The organism is Streptomyces sp. NPDC036764 (assembly GCF_055609385.1).
Genome location: NZ_JBVJPT010000003.1, coordinates 635,288 through 656,286, shown reverse-complemented (window position 1 = coordinate 656,286; position 20,999 = coordinate 635,288). Strand labels below are relative to the sequence as shown.

Annotated in this window: 18 protein-coding genes and 1 tRNA gene; 10 read left to right on the top strand and 9 right to left on the bottom strand. The window is 70.3% G+C overall.

The window, feature by feature from the left end:
• The first annotated feature begins 24 nt into the window (after positions 1–24).
• The 3 genes from pheA (at position 25) to ACZ69Q_RS17960 (ending at position 3,638) form a co-directional block, all read left to right on the top strand.
• Positions 25–957, top strand: coding sequence for a prephenate dehydratase (gene pheA / locus ACZ69Q_RS17970; protein WP_471042486.1), 933 nt, complete (start codon positions 25–27; stop codon positions 955–957).
• A gap of 600 nt (positions 958–1,557) precedes the next feature.
• Complete coding sequence (gene serS, locus ACZ69Q_RS17965) at positions 1,558–2,835, top strand: serine--tRNA ligase (RefSeq protein ID WP_471042483.1); 1,278 nt, start codon at positions 1,558–1,560, stop codon at positions 2,833–2,835.
• Complete coding sequence (locus ACZ69Q_RS17960; protein WP_471042481.1) at positions 2,832–3,638, top strand: HAD family hydrolase; 807 nt, start codon at positions 2,832–2,834, stop codon at positions 3,636–3,638. The genes serS and ACZ69Q_RS17960 overlap by 4 nt, the downstream gene beginning before the upstream one ends.
• 86 nt (positions 3,639–3,724) lie before the next feature.
• On the opposite strand, the gene ACZ69Q_RS17955 is transcribed toward ACZ69Q_RS17960, so the two are convergent.
• The 6 genes from ACZ69Q_RS17955 to ACZ69Q_RS17930 form a co-directional block, all read right to left on the bottom strand.
• Positions 3,725–3,829, bottom strand: a tRNA-OTHER gene (locus ACZ69Q_RS17955).
• A 283-nt stretch (positions 3,830–4,112) separates the two neighbouring features.
• The gene (locus tag ACZ69Q_RS17950) at positions 4,113–4,415 is read right to left on the bottom strand and encodes an SGM_3592 family protein (RefSeq protein WP_471042479.1); all 303 of its coding nucleotides are present in this window, start codon (positions 4,413–4,415) and stop codon (positions 4,113–4,115) included.
• 144 nt (positions 4,416–4,559) lie between these two features.
• Entirely contained in the window at positions 4,560–5,279 is a 720-nt protein-coding gene (locus tag ACZ69Q_RS17945) for an ABC transporter permease (protein ID WP_471042476.1), read from the bottom strand.
• Positions 5,280–5,289: 10 nt separating this feature from the next.
• Positions 5,290–6,201, bottom strand: a complete 912-nt coding sequence (locus ACZ69Q_RS17940) for an ABC transporter ATP-binding protein (RefSeq protein WP_471042473.1) — start codon at positions 6,199–6,201, stop codon at positions 5,290–5,292.
• The gene (locus ACZ69Q_RS17935; protein WP_471042470.1) at positions 6,198–7,121 is read right to left on the bottom strand and encodes an ABC transporter permease; all 924 of its coding nucleotides are present in this window, start codon (positions 7,119–7,121) and stop codon (positions 6,198–6,200) included. Before ACZ69Q_RS17935 ends, ACZ69Q_RS17940 begins: the two co-directional genes overlap by 4 nt.
• Positions 7,111–8,094, bottom strand: coding sequence for an ABC transporter ATP-binding protein (locus ACZ69Q_RS17930; RefSeq protein ID WP_471042670.1), 984 nt, complete (start codon positions 8,092–8,094; stop codon positions 7,111–7,113). Before ACZ69Q_RS17930 ends, ACZ69Q_RS17935 begins: the two co-directional genes overlap by 11 nt.
• A 254-nt stretch (positions 8,095–8,348) precedes the next feature.
• Between ACZ69Q_RS17930 and ACZ69Q_RS17925 the strand changes: the two genes are divergently transcribed.
• The 7 genes from ACZ69Q_RS17925 to ACZ69Q_RS17895 all read left to right on the top strand — a co-directional run bounded on the left by ACZ69Q_RS17925 (position 8,349) and on the right by ACZ69Q_RS17895 (position 15,231).
• A complete protein-coding gene (locus ACZ69Q_RS17925; RefSeq protein ID WP_471042467.1) occupies positions 8,349–9,200 on the top strand; it encodes a M24 family metallopeptidase in 852 nt (283 codons plus the stop codon).
• A gap of 8 nt (positions 9,201–9,208) precedes the next feature.
• Complete coding sequence (locus ACZ69Q_RS17920; RefSeq protein ID WP_471042667.1) at positions 9,209–10,966, top strand: SDR family oxidoreductase; 1,758 nt, start codon at positions 9,209–9,211, stop codon at positions 10,964–10,966.
• A 137-nt stretch (positions 10,967–11,103) separates the two neighbouring features.
• Positions 11,104–12,036, top strand: a complete 933-nt coding sequence (locus ACZ69Q_RS17915; protein WP_471042464.1) for a MerR family transcriptional regulator — start codon at positions 11,104–11,106, stop codon at positions 12,034–12,036.
• A gap of 122 nt (positions 12,037–12,158) precedes the next feature.
• Positions 12,159–12,707: an RNA 2'-phosphotransferase gene (locus tag ACZ69Q_RS17910; RefSeq protein ID WP_471042462.1), complete on the top strand. Its 549-nt coding sequence runs from the start codon at positions 12,159–12,161 to the stop codon at positions 12,705–12,707.
• A 115-nt stretch (positions 12,708–12,822) separates the two neighbouring features.
• On the top strand, positions 12,823–13,269 hold the full coding sequence (locus tag ACZ69Q_RS17905; RefSeq protein WP_471042460.1) for a hypothetical protein: 447 nt from the start codon (positions 12,823–12,825) through the stop codon (positions 13,267–13,269).
• A 41-nt stretch (positions 13,270–13,310) separates the two neighbouring features.
• Positions 13,311–14,213, top strand: a complete 903-nt coding sequence (locus tag ACZ69Q_RS17900) for an LLM class flavin-dependent oxidoreductase (RefSeq protein WP_471042458.1) — start codon at positions 13,311–13,313, stop codon at positions 14,211–14,213.
• 130 nt (positions 14,214–14,343) lie between these two features.
• Entirely contained in the window at positions 14,344–15,231 is an 888-nt protein-coding gene (locus tag ACZ69Q_RS17895) for a Cof-type HAD-IIB family hydrolase (protein ID WP_471042455.1), read from the top strand.
• A gap of 39 nt (positions 15,232–15,270) precedes the next feature.
• Here the strand turns inward: ACZ69Q_RS17895 and ACZ69Q_RS17890 are convergent, their stop codons facing one another.
• The 3 genes from ACZ69Q_RS17890 to cydB all read right to left on the bottom strand — a co-directional run bounded on the left by ACZ69Q_RS17890 (position 15,271) and on the right by cydB (position 20,999).
• The gene (locus ACZ69Q_RS17890) at positions 15,271–16,335 is read right to left on the bottom strand and encodes a M23 family metallopeptidase (RefSeq protein WP_471042452.1); all 1,065 of its coding nucleotides are present in this window, start codon (positions 16,333–16,335) and stop codon (positions 15,271–15,273) included.
• A 113-nt stretch (positions 16,336–16,448) separates the two neighbouring features.
• Positions 16,449–19,982, bottom strand: coding sequence for a thiol reductant ABC exporter subunit CydD (cydD, locus tag ACZ69Q_RS17885; RefSeq protein WP_471042449.1), 3,534 nt, complete (start codon positions 19,980–19,982; stop codon positions 16,449–16,451).
• Between the two features lie 12 nt (positions 19,983–19,994).
• Positions 19,995–20,999 (bottom strand): cytochrome d ubiquinol oxidase subunit II, encoded by a 1,005-nt coding sequence (gene cydB, locus ACZ69Q_RS17880; protein ID WP_471042446.1) that lies wholly within the window; start codon positions 20,997–20,999, stop codon positions 19,995–19,997.

Here is a 20,999-nt window from a genome sequence, read left to right as displayed (position 1 = left end):
CACTAGGCCCATTAGGGTGAGGTCATGCCAGCGAGCTATGCCTATCTCGGCCCTGAGGGCACCTTCACCGAGGCCGCCCTGCGCACGCTTCCCGAGGCCGCGACCCGGGAACTGATCCCCTACGTGTCCGTGCAGTCCGCGCTGGACGCCGTGCGCGTCGGTGAGGCCGAGGCCGCGTTCGTACCGATCGAGAACTCCGTCGAGGGCGGCATCACGACCACGCTCGACGAGCTGGTCGCGGGCGCGCCGTTGATGATCTACCGCGAGGTGCTGCTGTCGATCACCTTCGCGCTGCTGGTCAGGCCGGGCACGAAGCTGTCGGACATCAAGACGGTCTCCGCGCACCCGGCCGCCCAGCCCCAGGTGCGCAACTGGCTCAAGAACAACCTCCCCGACGCCCACTGGGAGTCGGCGGCGTCGAACGCGGACGCCGCGCGACTGGTCCAGGAGGGCCAGTACGACGCGGCCTTCGCCGGCGAGTTCGCCGCCGCGCTGTACGGTCTGGAGGCCCTGGAGACCGGGATCCACGACGCGGAGAACGCCCAGACCCGGTTCGTACTGGTGGGCCGGCCGGCACGGCCCGCCGCGCCGTCGGGTGCGGACAAGACGTCCGTCGTGCTGTGGCAGCGCGACGACCATCCCGGTGGACTGCGCGACCTCCTGGGCGAGTTCGCCACACGTGGCATCAACCTGATGCTGCTCCAGTCCCGGCCGACCGGCGCCGGCATCGGCAACTACTGCTTCTGCATCGACGCCGAGGGCCATATCTCCGACCGCCGGGTCGCCGAGGCGCTGATGGGGCTCAAGCGGATCTGCCTGGAGGTGCGCTTCCTGGGGTCGTATCCGCGTGCGGACATCAAGCCGGGGGACGCGGAGCGGCCGCGCCTGGGGACGTCGGACGAGGCGTTCGTGTTGGCGGCGGACTGGGTGGCGCGCTGCCAGGACGGGCGGTTCTGAGCGGCGCCGTCGCCCCGGTCGGCCTGCGGTTCCCGAGCTGCTCCCAAGCTGCTCCGGAGCCGCTTTCGTGCCGGTTTCCAACCGGTACTACCAGCCGATTATCGTTATCCACAGAGGTTATCCACAGGTACTCATCTCGACCTGGGGACAAGTCGATAGTCGAGGGTGAACCTGTCGACAAATCGCCCCCCAGGCCGTCCCGGAGTCCACCGGTAAGCAAGTCACCCTTCGTCCACTCTTTTCCTTTGGGCAATCCTTTGGGGCGACCGTTTTCCACTCAAAAGAGCGGGTGGGATGGGTTTGTCCTGGGAATCCTCTACTTGATCACCGAGTTACGGAGTGATCAATTCCGGCGTCCACAGTTCATCCACACACCCTGTGGATAACTCTTCGGAGGCTGGGGACTCCTGTGGACAACCGCGGCCCAAGTCCCGTTCTCCACAAGGGAATCGAGTCAACCCGGGACCGTGCGCCTTACCCGTTCCAGGGAGTGAGACACCTTTTATTGACACGCCTCGCAATTCCCTCATGACGGAACGTAAGCCGCAGTTCGGAATAGCGGGTCGTGGGCTGTCACCCCGCCCCGGTAGCCTTGAGCGCGTGATTGACCTTCGCCTGCTTCGTGAGGACCCCGACCGAGTGCGCGCCTCGCAGCGCGCCCGTGGAGAGGACGTCGCGCTCGTCGACGCCCTCCTGTCTGCCGACGAGCGGCGCAGGTCGTCCGGCGTCCGCTTCGACGAGCTCCGTTCCGAGCAGAAGTCGCTCGGCAAGCTCATCCCCAAGGCCTCTCCCGAGGAGCGCGCGGAGCTCCTTCAGAAGGCGGAGCAGCTCAAGGCCGACGTCAAGGCCGCCGAGGCCGCGCAGAACGACGCCGACGACGAGACCAAGCGCCTCGCGTTGCAGCTCGGCAACCTCGTCCACCCCGACGTCCCCGTGGGCGGCGAGGAGGACTTCGTCGTGCTGGAGACGCACGGCACCATCCGCGACTTCGGTGCCGAGGGCTTCGAGCCCAAGGACCATCTGGAGCTCGGCGAGGCGCTGGGCGCCATCGACGTCGAGCGTGGCGCCAAGGTGTCCGGCTCCCGCTTCTACTACCTCACAGGCGTAGGCGCCCTGCTGGAACTGGCGCTGGTCAATGCCGCGATCGCCCAGGCCACCGAGGCCGGGTTCACCCCGATGCTCACCCCGGCGCTGGTCCGCCCGCGCGCCATGGAGGGCACCGGCTTCCTCGGCCAGGCCGCGGAGAACGTCTACCACCTGGAGAAGGACGACTACTACCTGGTCGGCACCTCCGAGGTCCCGCTCGCCGCGTACCACATGGACGAGATCCTCGACGCCGACAAGCTGCCGCTGCGCTACGCGGGCTTCTCGCCGTGCTTCCGCCGTGAGGCCGGCACATACGGCAAGGACACGCGCGGCATCTTCCGCGTGCACCAGTTCGACAAGGTCGAGATGTTCTCGTACGTCGCCCCCGAGGACGCGGAGAACGAGCACAAGCGGCTCCTGGAGTGGGAGAAGCAGTGGCTCACCGGTCTCGAGCTGCCCTTCCAGGTGATCGACGTGGCCTCGGGCGACCTGGGCTCGTCGGCATCCCGCAAGTACGACTGCGAGGCGTGGATCCCGACCCAGGGCAAGTACCGCGAGCTGACCTCGGCGTCCAACTGCGACGGCTTCCAGGCACGCCGGCTGTCCGTCCGCATGCGCGACGGCAAGAAGGTGCAGCCGCTGGCGACGCTCAACGGCACGCTGTGCGCCGTACCGCGCACCATCGTGGCGATCCTGGAGAACCACCAGCAGGCCGACGGCACCGTCCGGGTCCCCGAGGTGCTGCGCCCCTACCTGGGCGGCCGTGAATTCCTGGAGCCGGTCGCGAAGTGAGTGCCGGCTTCCCCTACAGGCTGATCGCGACCGACCTCGACGGAACGCTCCTGCGCTCCGACGAGTCGGTCTCCCGGCGCACCCGTGACGCGCTCGCCGCGGCCACACAGGCCGGTGCCGCGCACATCGTCGTCACGGGCCGGGCGGTCCCCTGGACGCGGCACATCCTCGACGACCTCGGCTACCGGGGCCTGGCCGTGTGCGGTCAGGGAGCGCAGGTGTACGACGCCGGCGAGCACCGCCTGCTGACGTCGGTGACCCTGGACCGCCAGCTCGCGGGCGTGGCACTGGCCAAGATCGAGGCGGAGGTCGGCCCGCTGTTCCTCGCGGCGAGCCGTGACGGTCTGGAAGGCGAGGTCCTGGTGGGCCCCGGCTACGCGGTCACGGGCAACCTTCCGTCGACCCCGTTCACGGACGCGTCGGACCTGTGGACCGCCCCGCTGAACAAGATCTACATACAGCATCCGGACCTGACGGACGACGAGCTGGCGCAGGCCGCTCGCCGGTCCGCGGGCGGCTTCGTCACCGTGGCGATGGCGGGCGAGGGCATCGTGGAGCTCCTCCCCCTCGGCCTGTCCAAGGCGACCGGCCTGTCCCTGGCGGCCCGCCGCCTGGGCATGAAGGCGGCGGACACGATCGCCTTCGGCGACATGCCCAACGACATCCCGATGTTCGCCTGGTCGGCGCGAGGCGTGGCCATGGCCAACGCCCATGACGAGCTCAAGTCGGTGGCGGACGAGGTGACGGCCTCCAACGAGGAGGACGGGATCGCGGTGGTGCTGGAGCGGTTGCTGGGCGCCTGACGCCGGGCTGCGCGACCCCGGCATGGGTCACTTCTCAGCAGGCGCCAAGCCCGGCACAACGGCCCAGCCCCAGTGGCAACGTCTTGCGGAGGATGCACGGATCGAACGTGCGCGGGCTTTCCAACCCGACCATGACTCGCCCCTGATGGAACACAGCGCAAGCCAGTGCCTTACCACTCGGCCAATCCTCCGGGTGGGCGGCCCACGCGAGAGCGACATCGCGTGCTCGAAGCGGCCGCCCCGGGCAGCTCCCCGTGCGGTACGGACTCTACGGAGGAGTAGGGATTACCCCGAAGTCCGCCGCCGGCTGCCCTGACGGGAGCTGGACGTACTGTCGTGCATGGACATCGTCCGGCTCCTCTCCCAGAACGTGGCGCCGGACTCACCGTCCGGCGATGTGGACATAACCACTGTGCCTGTACGACGAGTTGGGCGCCACCGATTAAGAGGCCCCGGGAAGGCGCCGTACGCCCCTTACCTGCGGCGCCACTTGCGCCGCCGCGCCTTGCTGAAGAACCAGCCCGCGGGCGGTTCGTCGGAGCGCCACGGCTGCGGCTCGGGCTCCTCCCGGCGCCAGCGCGCGGCCAGCATCCGGGCCCGGGCGGACGGTTCCGAGGTCTCGGCAGCACGGATGAAGTCGTCGTCCAGGACCAGGTCGTCCCGGACCAGGTCATCCAGGACCGGGGCGTCCCGGGCCAGGTCGTCCAGGACCGGGGCGTCCCAGGTGTCGTCCCGCGACTGCTCGCGATCCTCGTGCTGTGACTGGCCGCCTGCCATCCCCGTCCTCCAGTTCGTGCAGTACACCCCGTTTGGCCCAGTGTCCCCGGCCACGGGTGAAGCCCTCGTCAAGAGCGGGCCCGCTCAGGGGCCCGCTCCTTTACGCCCCGCTTCCTTCTCCCCGGCTGCTCACTCGCCGCCTGCTCACTCCTCGCCGGCGAGCGTCAGCGACCGCAGCTTCTGGCCCGCGTACCAGGTCGCGAGCACCGTGACCACCGCGAGCAGCACCGTGGCTGTCGTCAGGCCGACGTCCGAGGTGACCAGGTCTCCGCCGGCGACCTTCTGGGCCACCGCCAGCGACCACTGCTGGACGCTCAGCGTGCGCGCGCCCGCGACCAGGGAGCCGAACAGGGCCTCCCAGACGAGCGCGTAGACGAGACCGAAGACCACCGCGTGCCGGGACACCGTGCCCAGCAGCAGGAAGATCGCGGCGTAGGCGATGGAGGCCACCAGCGCGGCGACCGTGTAGGCGACGGCGATCTGCTGGCCGTTGCCGTTGAGGATGTACCCGGCGATGAGGGTCGGCAGCGCCGAGAACACCATCGTCACGGCGATCGCAACGATCAGCTTGGTGAAGATGATCGTCGGCCGCTTCACCGGCTTGGACAGCAGGTACACCACCGAGCCGTCGTCGATCTCGGGCCCGATCGCGCCGGTGCCGGCGATGACGCCGATGATCGGCACCATGGTGGCCAGCGCCAGCCCGCCGAGCAGGTCGGACGCGGTCTGGTCGTCGGCTCCGGCGAGCGCGCGCACCACGATCGAGATCGCGATGAGCAGCACGGGCAGCGCGCCCAGGATGAGGGCCCGGCGGCGGCCGAGCAGGGCTCGATAGGTGAGCCTGGCGACTGTGGGGTCGTACATCTTCGGCCTCCTACGCCGCGACGAGATACGAGAAGACGGACTCGAGGGACTCGTCGGACGGCGAGACCGTGAGCAGGCGGATGCCGTGGTCACGCGCCACCCTCGGCAGCAGCGTGGTGAAGCGGCCGAAGTCGACGGCCTGGATGTGCAGCGCGCCCTCGGTGAGGTCGACCTCGATGCCGGACGTCGACGGGTCGGCGATCAGCGCGGCCGCGAGGGTGCGGTCGTCGCTGGAGCGCACCAGGTAGCGGTGCGGGCGGTCGGTCATCAGGCGGCGGATCTTGCGGAAGTCACCGCTGGCCGCGTGCCGTCCGGCGACCACCACCTCGATGTGCCAGGCGAGTTGCTCGACCTCTTCGAGGATGTGGGACGAGAACAGCACCGTGCGGCCCTCGTCGCCCATCTTCCGCAGCAGGTCCATGAGCTGCATGCGCTGACGCGGATCCATGCCGTTGAAGGGCTCGTCGAGCAGCAGCAGCGAGGGGTTGTGCACCAGGGCGCTCGCCATCTTCACGCGCTGGCGCATGCCCTTGGAGTACGTGGAGATCTTCCGGTCCTGCGCGTACTCCATCTCGACCGTGGCCAGCGCCTTCTGGGCGGCCTTGTCGCCCAGGCCGTGCAACTCGGCGTTGGCGACGACGAATTCGCGGCCGGTGAGGAAGTCGTACATCGCCTCGCGCTCGGGGACGATACCGATGTGCTTGTAGATCGACTCGTTGCGCCACACCTGCTGGCCGTCGAGGGTGACGGTGCCGGTGGAGGGGGCCAGGAAGCCGCCCATCATGTTGATGAGGGTGGACTTCCCGGCGCCGTTGGGGCCGAGGAGGCCGGTGACGCCGGGGCCGATCGTCATGGTGATGTCGTTGACGGCGACCACGTTGCCGAACCAGCGGGAGACGTGGTCGATCTGGAGCGTGGTCACAGTCCCACCTTCTTGTAGCGGCGCATCAGGAGGCCGTAGCTGGCGGCGATCAGGCCCAGGCTGACGAGGACGTAGACGACGCCTTCACCATTGCTCGGGCCCACCCCGCCGGGGAAGGCGGAGGTCGCGCCGAGGAAGGCGGACTGCACACCGTCGATGAGCGTGACCGGCGAGAAGAGGCCGATCCAGGCGATGGCGTCGGCGCTGCCCCCGCCGTTGATGGACTGCGCGTCGGCGATGGCCTGGAGCGTGGAGACGGCTCCGTAGGAGATGGTCATCACGGCGATCACGGCGGCGATGCCGAAGCCGCGGCGCGGCGTGACGGACGCGATGACCAGGCCGATGCCGGCGAACAGCAGCGAGAGCAGTGCCACGGAGACGAGTCCCTGCGCGAATCCCTTGGTCTGGTCGGCGAAGTCGAGCTTGGCCAGCAGTGCGCCCACGTAGAGCACCAGCAGCGGGGCCGCGGTCAGGGTGAACAGCGCGGAGGCCAGCGCCGCGAACTTCGCCCGGACGTAGTCGGCGGTCTCGATCGGCCGCGAGAAGTACAGCGGCACGGTCTTGAAGCGCAGGTCGCGGGAGACGGACTGGGGTGCCTGCGAAGCGACGTACAGGCTGATCACGGCCTGCATGATGATCGCGTAGCGCGTGTAGTCGACGGGCAGGTCCTTGGCCTTGGTGGCGACCGCGACGGCGACCATGATGGCCGCGGGCACGCACATCACCACGAACAGCAGCATCGGCAGCACCTTGGACTTCACCGAGCGGCCGAGGCCGTAGGAGCCGCGCAGGGACTGCGAGTACAGCGAGCGGGTCGCGTAGGAGCGGCCGAGGCGGGGGCCGTCGTAGTTGCGATAGCCGATGTTGTGGATACGGGTCTGGTCACCCGTCTTCGCGGCTACGGGGTGCTCAATTGCCATGGCCGACCGCCTCCTTCCGCTGTGCGTCGGTGCTGTTGCTCTGCTCGCCGTCGGTGAAGACCTCCGAGATGTGGTGCCGGCGCTGCTCCATGCGCACCAGACCGAGGCCGAGGTCGGCGACCACGTCGCGCACCAGGTCGTAGGTCTCCTCGCCCTGCGCGGTGAGCAGCAGGATGTGGCCGGCGCCGGGAAGGCCGCCGCTGCCGTCCAGGACCTCCACCCCGCGCGCGTGGAGCGCGTCACGCACCGCGCGGGTGCCGTCCGGGTGGTCGTCGCTGTCGGTGACCTCGATGGCGAGGGTCGTCGTGGTCTGGGTGAAGTCGGTGGTGGAGCTGGAGCGCAGGAGCTTGCCGCCGTCGATGACGACGACGTGGTCGCAGGTGCGCTCCAGTTCGCCCAGCAGGTGCGAGGTGACCAGGACCGAGATGCCGAAGTCGGTGTGGATACGGCGGATCAGGCCGAGCATCTCGTCGCGGCCGACCGGGTCGAGGCCGTTGGTCGGCTCGTCCAGGAACACCAACTGCGGGTCGTGCACCAGGGCCTGCGCCAGCTTCACCCGCTGCTTCATGCCGGTCGAGTAGCCGCCGATGGGGCGGTAGCGCTCCTCGTACAGGCCGACGTGGCGCAGGGTGTCCGCGGTGCGCTCGCGCGCGGCGGTGGGGGGCAGGCCGGACATGCGGGCCATGTGCACGACGAACTCGGTGGCCGAGACGTCGGGCGGCAGGCAGTCGTGCTCGGGCATGTACCCGACGCGCTCGCGGATGGCGCCGCCCTTGGTGGCGACGTCGAGTCCGAGCACTTCGGCACGGCCCTCGGTGGCGGGGGACAGACCCAGCAGGATCTTGATCATGGTGGACTTGCCGGCTCCATTGGCTCCGACGAGTCCGGTCACCCCGGGCCCGATGTCCATGGTCAGCCGGTCAAGCGCGGTCACCCGGGGGAACCGCTTGCTCAGGCTTTCGGTCGCGATCACAGTCACACCACGAAGGTAGTGACGCGGACCACGCCCGGCGTCACCCCGCAGAGCTGTCTTGAAGTCAACCTCCAGGACTACGGGGCCCTAGGGGTCACCCTGAGGTCGAACAACGACGCCCCGGTTTTCCACATCATGGGGGTTTTCCACAGCCTTCGACGGCCCTATTGACGCAGCCTCTAACAACTGTCACATTCACCGGTGTCAAGTTACGGACACGTACCGCAGTCGATGTGGACAGGTGGGGCGGTGGCATGACTACGGCGGTTTCGGGCGAGAGCTCGGTGGTTTCCGCGGAATTGCGCGGGTTCAGGCAGGTCCAGCGGCTGGCGTACGAGTGCGCGGAGGCCGTCGCGGCGCAACTGGAACCGGGCATCACCGAGCGCGAGGCGGCGCGCATGCAGCGCGAGTGGCTGCGTGAGCGCGGCGTCCGTGACTGGTTCCATCTGCCCTTCGCCTGGTTCGGGGACCGCACGGCGTTCGTGAACTTCCGGATCCCCTTGCAGTTCTTCCCCACCAACCGCCGGCTGGCGCCCGGGATGCCGTTCATCCTGGACATGGCCCCCGTGTACAAGGGCTACACGGCCGACATCGGCTACTCCGGCTCGCTCGGTATCAACCCGGTCCAGGACAAGCTGATGGCCGACCTGGAGGCGCACCGGGAGCTGATCCTGCGCGAGGTGCGCGAGCGCAGGTCGCTTCGGGAGATCTACGAGGACGTGGACCGCCTCATGGTCCGCCAGGGCTACGCCAACCGGCATCGCGCCTATCCCTTCGGTGTGATCGCGCACAAGGTCGACCGGGTCGAGCAGCGCCGCTGGTCAGCGCATGTGTTCGGGTTCGGCACCCAGTCCCTGAAGGGCCTGGCGAGTGACGCGCTGCACGGTCACCGCGAGGGCTGGTCCCCGCTGTGGTCGCCGTACCGCTTCTCCGACCACCCGCCGCAGCCGGGCCTGTGGGCGGTCGAACCCCACCTGGGTTTCCGGGGCACGGGCGCGAAGTTCGAGGAGATCCTGGTCGTCACCGACTCCGCGGACCCCGAGCAGAGCGCCTTCTGGCTGGACGACGATCTGCCGCACGTGCGGCGCTGGGCGGAGGAGAAGTGACGGTGCCGTTGACTCTTCAGGGCGCGCGCGAGCGCGTCGTACGGACCGGCGGCGTCGAGCTGTGCGTCGCCGAGCTGGGCGACCCCGGGCAACCGACGGTGATCCTGGTGCACGGCTATCCGGACAGCAAGGAGGTGTGGTCCGAGGTCGCCCCGCGACTGGCCGACCGCTTCCACGTCGTGCTGTACGACGTCCGGGGCCACGGCCGGTCCACGCCGCCGCAGCCGCTGCGGGGCGGGTTCACCCTGGAGAAACTGACGGACGACTTCCTCGCCGTCGCGGACGCGGTCAGCCCCGACCGTCCCGTGCACCTGGTCGGGCACGACTGGGGCTCGGTGCAGGCCTGGGAGTTCACCACGGTCCAGCGCACCGAGGGCCGGATCGCGTCCTTCACGTCGATGTCCGGGCCGTCCCTCGACCACTTCGGCCACTGGATCAACCAGCGCCTGAAGCGTCCCACTCCGCGCCGGGTCGGCCAGCTCCTCGGCCAGGGCGCCAAGTCCTGGTACGTCTACGCGCTGCACACGCCCGTGCTGCCCGAGCTGGCCTGGCGAGGCCCTCTCGGCAAGCGCTGGCCGCGCATCCTGGAGCGCGTGGAGCAGGTCCCCGGCGGCGACTACCCGACCCCGTCCCTGCCGACGGACGCGGCACGCGGGGCGTGGCTGTACCGGGACAACGTACGGTCCCGGCTGTCCCGTCCGCGCCAGGACGCGTACGCGCACGCGCCCGTGCAGCTCATCACGCCCCTCGGGGACGCCTTCCTGTCGGAGAAGCTCTACGACGAACTGGAGCTGTGGGTTCCGCAGCTCACCCGGCGCACGCTGGCGGCGAAGCACTGGATACCGCGCACCCGGCCCGACCAACTGGTGGCCTGGATCACGGAGTTCGTGACGTCCGTCGAGGGCGGGCGGCCGGAAGGGGTGACGGCGACCGGCAAGTACGCCGACCGCTTCGGGGGGCAGCTCGTGCTGGTCACCGGCGCGGGCAGCGGCATCGGGCGGGCGACGGCGTACGCGTTCGCCGAGGCCGGCGCGCGCGTGGTGGCCGTCGACCGGGACGCGGAGTCCGCGGGCCGCACCGCGGAGATGTCCCGGCTCATCGGAGCGCCCGAGGCCTGGGCTGAGACGGTCGACGTCTCCGACGAGCAGGCCATGGAGAAGCTCGCCGCGCGCGTGGCCGCCGAGTACGGCGTGGTGGACGTGCTGGTGAACAACGCCGGCATCGGCCTGTCGGGCTCCTTCTTCGACACCACTCCCGAGGACTGGAAGAAGGTCCTCGACGTCAATCTGTGGGGCGTCATCCACGGCTGCCGGCTCTTCGGCAAGCAGATGGCCGAGCGCGGGCAGGGCGGCCACATCGTCAACACCGCGTCGGCGGCGGCGTACCAGCCCTCAAAGGCGCTGCCCGCCTACAGCACCTCGAAGGCGGCCGTGCTGATGCTGAGCGAGTGTCTGCGCGCGGAGCTCGCGGGGCAGGGCATCGGCGTCACGGCGATATGCCCGGGCCTGGTCAACACCAACATCACCTCGACCGCGCACTTCGCCGGCGTCGACGCCGAGGAGGAGAAGCGGCGCCAGAAGAAGTCCGCGCGGCTGTACGGGCTGCGGAACTATCCGCCGGAGAAGGTCGCCGACGCGATCCTGCGGGCGGTGGTGCGTGGCGAGGCCGTCGTGCCGGTGACGCCGGAGGCGCGCGGGGCGTATCTGATGTCGCGGTTCACGCCTAGGGCGCTGCGCAGGATCGCTCGGCTGGAGCCGCCGTTGTGAGTCCGGGAGCCGGAACTGTGCGCGGGGGTTGAGGGGTTCACGGGGGAGCGGGGCATCGGGCCGTCCCTCGAAGGGCTGTTGAGCTGGGCGGGAGGGTCGGCGCGGTGGCCCTCGGATGCGGACGGAGGTGGACCGGCGTGGACAAGACCTACCGGATCGAGGACCTGGCGCACTCCAGCGGTGCCACCGTCCGAACCATCCGCGCCTACCAGGACCGGGGCCTGCTCCCCCGCCCCGAGCGCCGTGGCCGCGCCAACCTGTACTCCGACGCCCATCTCGTGCGTCTGCGCCAGATCGCCGACCTCCTCGACCGCGGCTACACGCTGGCCTCGATCAAGGAGCTTCTGGAGGCCTGGGACGCCGGCCGCGGCCTCGGCGGGGTGCTCGGGCTGGCCGCCGAGGTGGACGGGCCGTGGACCGACGAGGAGGCGGTGCGGATCTCCCGTGCCGAGTTGGACGAGCGCTTCGGCGGCGCTCCGGATGATGCCGCGGTGGCCGACGCCGTGGAGCTCGGCGTCCTGGAGCCGGACCCCGGCGACGAGGACTCGTTCGTCGTGCCGAGTCCCCAAGAGCTCTCCGTGGCAGTCGAGTTGTATGCCGCGGGCGTGCCGCTCTCGGCGATCTCCGGCCATCTACGGGAGTTGAGGGGCCAGGTCGAGCACATCGCCGCCCGTTTCCTGGAGTTCACCACCGAGCACGTCTTCGCCCGCTACCTCGACGGACCGCACCGCCCGACGGACGCCGAAGCAGCGGAAGCGGCCTCACTCGTACGACGGCTACGCCCGCTGGCACAGCACACGGTGGACGCGGAACTCGCGTGTGCGATGCGCCTGTTGGCGGGGCGGCACCTGCGTCAGCACCTTGGTTCGGCCGAAGAGGTGGAACCTCGCGGAATTGATCGAACCGTGGCAATTCCAGCGGAGACAATGCGGGCCGTCGAAGCCCTGGTTGGTCCGGAGAAGGCCGCCGAGTTCATCGCACTGGCCGCCGAACGCGAGGTGCGGGCACGGTCCTTGGACCGTCTCGCCGCAAATCACAGCCCATCAGGTGATCTTGACGAAACCCCTTGAAGTGACCGCTCGTTGTCCACAGAATCGCCAATTCCCCTGTGGATAACCGCACTTGGTTGTGGATCAAACATCGAGAGCGAAATCATTCGCGTGATTCCCATCGCGCCCGGCAGTCTGGTGGCATGGACGAAAGACGCACCGTGAAGGTGTCGAAGTATCTCTCGAAGCACCTGCGCCACCAGCCCGAGCGCATCGGACTGACCCTCGACGAGGGCGGCTGGGTCGAGATCGACACGCTGATCGCCGCCGCGACCGCGCACGGATTCCGGTTCACCCGAGAAGAGCTGGACCACGTGGTCGCCGCCAACGACAAGAAACGCTTCGCGATCGAGGGCACCCGGATCCGGGCCAGCCAGGGCCACAGCGTCGACGTCGACCTCGGACTGCCCCCGGCGACCCCGCCGCCGTACCTCTATCACGGCACCGTGGCCCGCAACCTGGACGCGATCCGCAGCGAGGGGCTCAGGCCGATGAACCGGCACGACGTACACCTCTCGGCCGACCGCGAGACCGCGACACGGGTCGGTGCCCGACGCGGACGCCCGGTGGTGCTCTCCGTGGACACCGGCGCCATGCATCGCGACGGCCATGTCTTCCACGTCAGCGCGAACGGGGTGTGGCTGACGAAGGCCGTGCCGCCGGAGTACCTGCGCTTCCCCGAGTCGCACTGACCCCCGGGGGGCGGCCCGGCGACTACCGGCCCGCGACTACCGGCCCCGTGAGCCCAGGCCCGGAGTTGCCCGCCTTCCGGCATGAACCGACCCCCGGTCCGGCATGATCAGTGGTATGGACCAATTTCCCACCACCGAGTCCGCCGTCACCGCGCTCCGTGCCCTCGCCGCCGAGTTCGGCCGCGAGATCGAGGTGACCCATGACATCGGCGCCGACCAGACCTCCCGCCGCAGCGCCGCCGGCGTCGGCATCACCACGGACCCGGACGGCTCGCTGCCCCACGAGGCGCACGTCGATCTGGGTGGCTCGCCCCGGGTGAGCGTGCGGCTCTTCCCCGAGGACGACGCGCTGATCACCGTCGAGGGCGTCGAGTGCCCCGACATCCCCCGCGACGATGTCCCCGCCTTCCTCCGCTCCCTCTACGACGGCCTCGCCTACGTCAAGGCGCGCCGCTTCCCGCCGGGCTACTTCCTGATCGTGCCGCTGCCCGGCGACCGCACGCATCGCGAGTTCATGCCGATGATCACCCTCACTCCGTGGCTGAGCAGCCGCGTGCGGTGACCGTTTCACGTGAAACCCGTTCGGCCGCATACGCTCGACACATGAGTCTGCGCCTGAGCACCGTGATCCTCCCGTACCGCCGTTGGTCCGAAGGGGGCCGTTTGGCGTGGCAGCGGGCGGAGCAGCTCGGTTTCCACGCCGCGTACACCTACGACCACCTGTCCTGGCGCAGCTTCCGGGACGGCCCGTGGTTCGGTGCCGTGCCGACCCTGACCGCGGCGGCGGCCGTCACCGACCAACTGCGGCTGGGCACCCTTGTGACCTCGCCGAACTTCCGGCATCCGGTGACCCTCGCCAAGGAGCTGATCTCCCTCGACGACGTCTCGGGCGGGCGGATCACGCTCGGCATCGGCGCCGGCGGCACCGGCTTCGACGCCACCACGCTCGCTCAGGAGCCCTGGACGCCGCGTGAGCGTGCCGACCGTTTCGCCGAGTTCATCACGCTGCTGGACCGGCTGCTCTCCGAGGACTCGGTGTCCTACGAGGGCGACTTCTACTCGGCGCACGAGGCCCGCAACATCCCGGGCTGTGTGCAGCGGCCCCGGCTACCCTTCGCGGTGGCGGCGACCGGGCCGCGCGGGCTGAAGCTGGCGGCGCAGCACGGGCAGGCGTGGGTGACCACGGGCGACCCGAAGGTGAGTGAGAGCGGCACCCCCGAGCAGTCGTTTCAAGCCATTCGCGGGCAGGTCGAGAAGCTGTCCGACGCGTGCGCCGCGATCGGCCGGGACGTGGCCGGCCTCGACCAGGTGCTGCTCACCGGATTCACCCCGGAGCGCGGTCGGGTCCTGGAGTCGCTCGATGCGTTCGTGGACTTCGCGGGACGCCATCAGGAGCTCGGATTCACCGAGATCGTGGTCCACTGGCCGATCCCTGACTCGGACTTCGCCGCCGACGAGAAGGTCTTCGAGCAGATCGCCATGGAAGCCGGGGCACAGCTTCGGTGAGTACGGCGGCCGCGGTTCGTGAGTCAGGCACGACGATGCTGGTGAGGGCACTATCGGCGGTGTCCTCAGGGGCGGGATCTCCTCAAGGGTCGCCTCAGATGTGCGGACTGCCGCACGGCTGTGCAGGCATATGCGGGAGAATGACGCGGTGACTTCAGCGACTCGACAGCCTCAGAACCCGGACGCCGCCGTGCGCCCGCGGCTCATAGCCACCGACCTGGACGGCACCTTGCTGCGGGACGACAAGTCGGTCTCCCCACGCACGGTGTCCGCGCTGGCCGCCGCCGAGGAGGCGGGCATCGAGGTGTTCTTCGTCACCGGCCGCCCCGCCCGCTGGATGAACGTCGTCAGCGACCACGTACACGGTCATGGCCTGGCGATCTGCGGTAACGGCGCCGCCGTGGTCGACCTGCACGGCGGCCCCGGCACCCACCGGTTCGTGAAGGTGCGGGAGCTTGCGCGGAAGAACGCGCTGGACGCCGTAAGGCTGCTGCGGGACGCGGCGCCTGGGACGGTGTACGCGGTGGAGCAGACGTACGGCTTCTACCAGGAGCCGGACTATCCCAAGCTGCACATGGAGGTACCGGACGATCTCGCGCCGGCCGAGGACCTCCTGGCACCGGACGCTCCCGGCGCCGGCGAGCCCGTGCTCAAGATCCTCGCCTACCACCCCACGCTCGACCCCGACGCCTTCCTCACCCTGGCCCGCCTCGCCATCGGCGACCGCGCCAATGTCACCCGCTCCAGCCCCAGCGCCCTGCTGGAGATCAGCGGTCCCGGCGTCTCCAAGGCCAGCACGCTGGCTCTGTGCTGCGCCGAGCGCGGTATCTCGCACGAGGAGGTCGTGGCCTTCGGGGACATGCCCAACGACGTCGAGATGCTGACGTGGGCGGGCCGGTCGTACGCGATGGGCAACGCCCATCCGGACGTCGTAGCCGCCGCGTCGGGACGCACGGTCGACAACAACGAGGACGGGGTCGCGGTCGTCATCGAGCGGATGCTGGCCGAGCGCGGCTAGCCCGCGACGCCGGCATCATCCGCCGGACAGTCCCTGGCCCTACCCGAGCGGCGCTCCCCGGTCCGCAAGCCACGGCACGGGATCCAGCGCCGAGCCCATCTCCGGGGTGATCCGCACCTCGAAGTGCAGATGCGGACCGGTGGAGTTGCCGCTCGTGCCGGACTGGCCGATCCACTGCCCGGTGTCGACGCGGTCGCCCTGGTCGACTGCGACCGAGGCCAGATGGGCGTACTGCGTGTAGTAGCCGTCCGTGTGCTGGACGACGACCTCCATGCCGAACGCTCCGCCGCACGACACCCTGGCCACGCGCCCGTCCCCGGCCGCCCGCACCGGCGTGCCGATCGGCACCGCGAAGTCCTGCCCCGTGTGCCGGTTCGCCCACCGCGACCCGCCGCTGCCGAACGAGGCCGACAGTTCGTACGACTCCACCGGCGTGGCCCACGCGCCGTCGAACTCTTCCTGCTTCTGGTCCAGCCGCACGGCACCGGGGCAGGAGCCGGCGGCCACGAAGGCGTCGGCCTGCCCCTGCAACTCCCACCGCGCCTCTTCGAGCTTCTGCTCGATGCCGCTCTTCAGTTCGGCGAGCTCGGCGTTGCGCTTCTCCAGGCCGTGCCAGGCCGCCGCGGCCTTGGCCTCGTCCTTGACGAGCTGGGTCTCGGCGCGCCGGCTCTTCTCGATGGCGTTGTTGACGGCCATGTTGGTCTGCGAGAACACATGCTGACCGCGCATGAGCTGCTCCGGGCTCGACGCGAGGATGATCTGCGCGGTAAGCGGCATCCCGCCGCTGGTGCGGTACTGGGCCCGCGCGATCCGGCCCAGGTCCTCGCGCAGGACGCCGATCTCCCGCCGCTCGCGGTCGAGCAGCCCCTCGATCCGCTGCGCCTGCGCCCGCTGCCCCTCGGCCTCCTGCCGCCCCGTCTCGTACCGCTTCGTCGCCCGCGCTGCGTCCTCGTACAGCTTCACCACTTGTGCGCTGAGGCCGAGACCGCTGCCGCCGTGGGTGTCCGAGTCGTCGGCGACGGCCTCGACGGGCCTGGCCGCGAGGAGCGCGAGCGCACACAGCAGTGCCGGAACGACCTGAAGGCGACGGCGATATGAGCGCATGTCAGCGATCCTGACCCGCAAGTCGCGCCGGGACCTCGTTCAGGTCGTACACCTGGGGGACAATTGACGCGGACGGTCCAGTGCGCGGCTGACGCGCCGGGGAGATCTGCGCGCTAGGGCGCCCCCACCAACAGGTCCGCCGCTTCCTCCCGCTCCACCATCGCCCGCAACGGCCCGTCCGTGGCGGCCAGCTCAGCGAACGCCCCCCGCTGCACCACGCGCCCCTCGTCCAGCACGACCACCTCGTCCACGGCGTCCAGGCCGGTCAGCCGGTGGGTGATGAGCAGGGTCGTACGGCCCTCGGTGGCCGCCAGCAGGTCGGCGGTGAGGGCGTCGGCGGTCGGGAGGTCCAGGTGCTCGGCGGGCTCGTCGAGCACGAGGACGGGGAAGTCGGCGAGCAGTGCGCGTGCCAGCGCCAGCCGCTGCCGCTGCCCGCCCGACAGCCGCGCCCCGTGCTCGCCCACGAGCGTGTCCAGCCCGTCGGGCAGACTGTCGGCCCAGTCCAGCAGCCGCGCCCGGCCCAGGGCGTCGCGCAGGTCGGCCTCCGTGGCGTCCTTCCTGGCGAGCAGCAGGTTCTCGCGCACGGAGCTGTCGAAGAGGTGCGCGTCCTGCGCGCACAGCCCGACGAGCCGCCGTACGTCGTCGCCGTCCAGCTCGTAGGCGTCCACGCCGCCCAGCGTGTACGAGCCCGCGTCCGCGTCCAGGAAGCGCAGCAGTGCCTGCGCCAGCGTTGTCTTGCCGGACCCGGACGGTCCTACGACGGCGATCCGGCGGCCCTCCTCCAGGGTCAGGTCGAGACCGGCGAGCGCGTCCCGGTCCTGCCCCGAGTGACGGGCGGTCAGGCCCCTGAGAGCGACCGGGAAGGGCGATGCGGGCGCCTTCCGGGGACGCTCCGGTTCCCGTACCGGCTCGGGTGCGTCCAGGACCTCGTGGACCCGCTCGGCGCTCTTGCGCACCCGCTGGCGGTACTGCGCGGCGAGCGGCAGCCCGAGAACCGCCTCGAAGGCGGCCAGTGGGGTGAGGACGACGACGGCCATCGTCACACCGCCCAGCCGCCCGTCCGCGACCGCCTGGGCGCCCGCGAGGGCGGTGGCGGCGACGGTGAGCCCCGAGATCAGCGCGGTCAGCCCGTCACCGAGCGCGGTCGCGGTGGCGGCCCGCGAGGCGATCCGGGTGAGCGTCCCGTCGGCTCGGCGTGCCTCGGCCGTACGGCTGGGCAGCGCACCGGCGACGGTCAGTTCCGCGGTGCCGGTGAGGAGATCCGTCACGCGCGTCGCGAGGACTCCCCGGGCGGGGGCCAGCCTGCGCTCGGCGCGCCGGGCGACGGCACCGGTGACGAGCGGGACGCCGATCCCGGCCGCCAGCAGCCCCGCCGCGAGCACCGCGCCCGCCTCGGGCAGCAGCCATGCCGTGAAGCCGACGGCCCCTGCGGACACGACCGTCGCGGCGGCCGCGGGCAACAGCCAGCGCAGCCAGTAGTCCTGAAGCGCGTCCACATCGGCGACGAGCCTCGACAGCAGATCGCCCCGCCGTGTGCGGCGCAGCCCGGCGGGCGCCAGCCGCTCCAGCCGCCGGTACACGGCGACCCGGGTGTCGGCCAGCATGCGCAGCACGGCGTCGTGCGACACGAGCCGCTCGGCGTACCGGAACACGGCCCGCCCGATGCCGAAGGCCCGCGTCGCCGTCACGGCCACCATCAGATACAACACGGGCGGCTGCTGCGAGGCCCGCGAGATGAGCCACCCGGAGGTGGCCATGAGCCCCACGGCACTGCCGAGCGCGAGGCTTCCGAGCAGCAGCGCGAGGGCGAGCCTGCCGCGGCGGGGGCCGGACATGGCACGGACACGGGCGAGGACACCGCGCGTGCCCGCCGCGAGCGGCACAGCCTCGGTCTCGGACCCGGTGGCAGCAGACCCGCCGAGCGCTTCGCCGCCGCCCTCGTCCGGAAGGGCGCCGGACGCCTCGGCGGGCACCTCGGCCGGCTCCTTGGACAGAGCCTCCGCACGATCGGGCACATCGGCCTCGGCGAGCCGCACCACCCGGTCCGCCACCCCCAGCAACGCAGGCCGGTGCACGACCAGCAGCACCGTCCGCCCCACGGCAAGCCGGCGCACGGCCTCGACGACCTCGGCCTCGGTGGCCCCGTCGAGCGCTGCCGTCGGCTCGTCGAGCAGCAGGACGGACCGGTCCGCGAGGAACGCCCGGGCCAAGGCGAGCCGCTGCCGCTGGCCCGCGGACAGCCCGGTCCCGTCCTCACCCAGGACGGTGTCGACGCCCTCGGGCAGCGCGTCCACGAACTCCAGCGCTCCGGCATCCGAAAGCGCGCGCCGCACGGACGCGCCGTCCGCGTCGGGACGCGCCAGCCGTACGTTCTCAGCGATGGTCCCGGCGTACAGATGCGGCCGCTGCGGCACCCAGGCGATACGCGAGCGCCACTCCGCCAGGTCGAGGTCGGTGAGATCGGCTCCCCCGACGAGCACCCGCCCCTCGGTCGGCCGCACGAACCCCAACAGCACATTGAGCAGCGTCGACTTGCCCGCACCGCTCGGCCCGACGAGCGCGATCGTCTCCCCGGGCCCGACGGCGAAGGACACGTCCGAAACGGCGTCGGCCGAGCGTCCGGCGTAGCGGACCGAGACTCCCTCGAACGACACCCCACCGGCCGGCACCGCTGTGGTTCCGGACGCCGGCACCGGCGTCTCCAGCACCTCGAAGATCTCCTCGGCCGCGGAGAGCCCCTCGGCCGCCGCGTGGTACTGCGCACCTACCTGACGCAACGGCAGGTAGGCCTCGGGTGCCAGCACGAGGATGACCAGGCCGTCGTACAGCTCCATCTCGCCGTGGACGAGCCGCATGCCGATCGTGACGGCGACCAGGGCCACCGAGAGCGTCGAGAGCAGCTCCAGCGCGAAGGAGGAGATGAAGGCGATCCGCAGGGTGCGCATCGTCGCCCTGCGGTACTCACCGGTGATACGCCGGATCGAGTCGGCCTGCGCCTTGGCCCGTCCGAACACCTTCAGGGTCGGCAGGCCGGCGACGACGTCGAGGAAGTGCCCGGACAGCCGGGACAGCAGCCGCCACTGACGGTCCATCCGTGACTGTGTGGCCCAGCCGATCAGCATCATGAAGATCGGGATGAGCGGCAGGGTGCCGACGATGATGGCCGCCGAGACCCAGTCCTCGGTCACGATCCGCGCCAGCACCGCGATCGGCACGACGACCGAGAGGCCCAACTGCGGCAGATAGCGCGAGAAGTAGTCGTCGAGGGCGTCGACGCCGCGCGTGGCGAGGGCGACGAGCGAACCGGTCCGCTGTCCGCTCAGCCGACCGGGCCCCAGCTCGGCCGCCCGCTCCAGCAGCCGCCCCCGCAGCTCCGACTTCACGGCCGCGCTGGCTCGATGGGCGGCCAGCTCGGTGAGCCAGGCGACCACCGCACGGCCGACTGCGACAGCCGCCAACAGCAGCAGGGGGGTGCGCAGTTCGGCGGCCGACATCCCGTCCTGGAACGCCCCCACCACCGCCTCGGCGATGAGCATCGCCTGCGCGATGACCAGTCCCGCCCCTACGGCGCCCAGGCCGACGACCGCGATCAGGAAGAGGCGGGTGGCCCGGGCGTACCGGAGGAGACGCGGGTCGATTGGTTTCACGTGAAACACACCTCAGTGCACGGTTTCAGCGATGTGCTGCGTACCGATCCGCTTGCGGAAGACCCAGTAGGTCCAGCCCTGGTAGAGCATCACGATCGGCGTGGCGATCACCGCGCACCAGGTCATGATCTTCAGGGTGTAGTGACTCGACGAGGCGTTGGTGACCGTGAGGCTCCACTCGTCATTGAGCGAGGACGGCATGACGTTCGGAAAGAGCGCCAGGAAGAGCATGGCCACGGCGGCCACGATGGTGACGCCGGAGAAGGCGAACGACCATCCCTCGCGTCCGGCCTGGTTCGCCGCCAGCGCCGCGACCAGCGCGACCACGGCCACGATCAGCGCGACGAGGCTCTGTCCGTCGCCGTTGTCGACCTGCGTCCAGAGCAGGAACACCACGGCCAGCGCGGCGGTCACGAGGCCGACCCACAGGGCCAGCTTCCGCGCGCGCTCCCGGATGTCCCCCACGGTCTTGAGCGCGGTGAACACCGCACCGTGGAAGGTGAACAGCGACAGCGTCACGAGACCGCCGAGAAGCGCGTACGGGTTGAGCAGATCCGGAACGTTGCCGACGTACTCATGGCTCTGGTCGATCTTCACACCCCGCACGATGTTGGCGAAGGCCACGCCCCACAGGAACGCCGGGAGCAGCGAGCACCAGAAGATGGCCTGCTCCCAGTTGCGCTGCCAGTTCTCCTCGGGCCGCTTGGCCCGGTACTCGAACGCGACACCCCGGACGATCAGGCAGACCAGGATGAGCAGCAGCGGCAGATAGAAGCCGGAGAAGAGCGTGGCGTACCACTCGGGGAAGGCGGCGAAGGTCGCGCCGCCCGCGGAGAGCAGCCACACCTCGTTGCCGTCCCAGACGGGGCCGATGGTGTTGATCAGCACCCGCCGCTCGGGCCGGTTGCGGGCGAGCAGCTTGGTGAGGACGCCGACCCCGAAGTCGAAGCCCTCCAGGAAGAAGTAGCCGGTCCACAGGACGGCGATCAGGACGAACCAGACGTCGTGAAGTTCCAT

Excerpts from the sequence above, each read along its gene's own strand:
- pheA (WP_471042486.1), top strand. The coding sequence starts at position 25 with ATGCCAGCGAGCTATGCCTATCTCGGCCCTGAGGGCACCTTCACCGAG.
- ACZ69Q_RS17950 (WP_471042479.1), bottom strand. The coding sequence starts at position 4,415 with ATGGCAGGCGGCCAGTCACAGCACGAGGATCGCGAGCAGTCGCGGGAC.
- ACZ69Q_RS17945 (WP_471042476.1), bottom strand. The coding sequence starts at position 5,279 with ATGTACGACCCCACAGTCGCCAGGCTCACCTATCGAGCCCTGCTCGGC.
- ACZ69Q_RS17935 (WP_471042470.1), bottom strand. The coding sequence starts at position 7,121 with ATGGCAATTGAGCACCCCGTAGCCGCGAAGACGGGTGACCAGACCCGT.
- ACZ69Q_RS17925 (WP_471042467.1), top strand. The coding sequence starts at position 8,349 with ATGACTACGGCGGTTTCGGGCGAGAGCTCGGTGGTTTCCGCGGAATTG.
- ACZ69Q_RS17910 (WP_471042462.1), top strand. The coding sequence starts at position 12,159 with ATGGACGAAAGACGCACCGTGAAGGTGTCGAAGTATCTCTCGAAGCAC.
- ACZ69Q_RS17905 (WP_471042460.1), top strand. The coding sequence starts at position 12,823 with ATGGACCAATTTCCCACCACCGAGTCCGCCGTCACCGCGCTCCGTGCC.
- ACZ69Q_RS17900 (WP_471042458.1), top strand. The coding sequence starts at position 13,311 with ATGAGTCTGCGCCTGAGCACCGTGATCCTCCCGTACCGCCGTTGGTCC.
- ACZ69Q_RS17895 (WP_471042455.1), top strand. The coding sequence starts at position 14,344 with ATGCGGGAGAATGACGCGGTGACTTCAGCGACTCGACAGCCTCAGAAC.
- ACZ69Q_RS17890 (WP_471042452.1), bottom strand. The coding sequence starts at position 16,335 with ATGCGCTCATATCGCCGTCGCCTTCAGGTCGTTCCGGCACTGCTGTGT.
- cydB (WP_471042446.1), bottom strand. The coding sequence starts at position 20,999 with ATGGAACTTCACGACGTCTGGTTCGTCCTGATCGCCGTCCTGTGGACC.